Here is a 1,693-nt window from a genome sequence, read left to right as displayed (position 1 = left end):
GACCCCGGCACGCACGCCGCCGGCCTGCAGACCACCTCGGCGTCGACCGCCCCGTCCACGACCGCGGCGCGCGGCGCGGTGCCCACCTCGCCGGACGACCTGGTCGCCCGGTTCAGGGTGGTGCTCGGCGGCACGGCGGAGTTCGAGGTGACCCAGGAGTTCACCTTGCCGCCCCCGTCCTCCTCGAAGAACCCCCAGCCGCCGGGGACGGCGTCGACCGTGACACCGCAGGGCGTGGACCCGGACGACTCCGCCGGCGCGCTCGTCGGCGGGACCCTGACCGCCGCGGGCGTCACCGGGAGCGTCGCCCTGACGATCTACTCCAGCGATTCCGAGCCCGGCGAGTGGTGCAACTCCCCCTTCGCGGAGGACTGCGACGTCAGCACGCTGCCCGACGGCTCCCGACTGGCGACCGCGACCGCGCGGCCGGCTGCCGGGGCGGTGTCGTACCTGGCGTGCGCCAAGCGGCCCGACGGGACGATGATCCTCCTGCGCGTCGGCAACCAGGAGGACCCCCAGGGCGCCGTGCCCGGCTCGCCGGGCAGTGCGGTCTACGCGCCGCAGCCGCCGCTGACCCTCGACCAGCTGAAGGCGATCGTCACCTCCGACAAGTGGTGACGGCGGTCGTGGTGGCCGGCCACCCCGGTGGTCGGCCACCCGTCGTTCCCCGGCCGGAAGGCGGTCCGACCGCGGGGTCAGGTCGCCGGCAGGTCGCGCATGGCGCGGGTCATCGCTTCGGCACGAAGGCGTACACGCTCGCGGGCGAGCCGGAGCCGCGCCGGTTGATCGTGCCGCCGACCAGGACGTGCGCGCCGGTCGGCGGCAGCTCGGCCAGGTTCGCCAGGATCTCCAGGCTGATCCGGTGCTCGCGGTAGAGCAGCTTGGACACCCGGTACTCCTCGTCCAGCGCGGACTCGGGACTGAAGGTGTCCGTGCCCAGCGCACCGCGGCGGCCGAGGCGGCCGGTGTCGACCAGCCACTGCACGGCCGCCAGCGAGAAGCCCGGCTGGTGCATCCGCCCGTCGGCGTCGTAGTTGAAGAACGCCGGGGTGCCCCAGCGCTCCTCCCACCCGGTCCACAGCACGACCGCGGCCTCGTCCGGGATCCGGCCGTGCCGCCTCTCCCACCGCTTCAGGTCCTCGACGCCGACCTCGTAGTCCGCGTCGCGCGCGGCCTGCTCCCGCACGTCGATCCGGACCGCGGGCAGGAACAGGTCCTCGGCTTCGAGCTCGTCGGCGTGCGGCTGGTCCTCGTTGAAGTGCGCGGGCGCACCCCAGTGCGTGCCGGTGTGCTCACCCTGCTGCGCGTACTGGAGGTAGAACCCGTCGGTCGGCACGGTCGTGATCGTGGTCAGGGTGAACTCCGGGTCGCCCGGGTAGACGTTGGTCCGGTCCGGGTCGTTGACGTGCGCCAGGTTCACCAACCGGTAGTCCCCCAGGCCGAGGCGGGCGCCCGAGGCACCCGCCGACCCGCTGCCCGCGGCGATCATGCCGCCCACCGCTGTCGCCACACCCGCGAGCATCGACCGTCTGCGCACCGCCGACCACTCCTCTGCCTAGCCGTCACCCGATCCGGGCAACCGTACCCGCTGGGTGATCACGGGACGACGACCTGCCGGACGGCTTCCCCGGCCGCCCCGCGCGGCCGGCTACGGCCTCCTCGCCCTCGCCGCCATCGCCCTGGTGATCGGCCA

The 1,693-nt window shown here is 74.2% G+C and carries 2 protein-coding genes; one reads left to right on the top strand and one right to left on the bottom strand.

Annotation, left to right across the window (positions count from 1 at the left end):
* On the top strand, positions 1–618 hold a 618-nt coding region (locus tag AB0G02_RS38755), incomplete at its 5' end, for a hypothetical protein (RefSeq protein ID WP_360805061.1).
* Between the two features lie 109 nt (positions 619–727).
* Here AB0G02_RS38755 and AB0G02_RS38750 read toward each other — a convergent pair.
* Positions 728–1,537, bottom strand: a complete 810-nt coding sequence (locus AB0G02_RS38750) for a cyclase family protein (protein WP_360805058.1) — start codon at positions 1,535–1,537, stop codon at positions 728–730.
* Positions 1,538–1,693: the final 156 nt, after the last annotated feature.

The organism is Actinosynnema sp. NPDC023658, from assembly GCF_040639995.1.
Classification (GTDB): Bacteria; Actinomycetota; Actinomycetes; order Mycobacteriales; family Pseudonocardiaceae; genus Actinosynnema.
The sequence above is the reverse complement of the archived record's forward strand: the minus strand, read 5'-3'. Positions and strand labels throughout refer to the sequence as shown.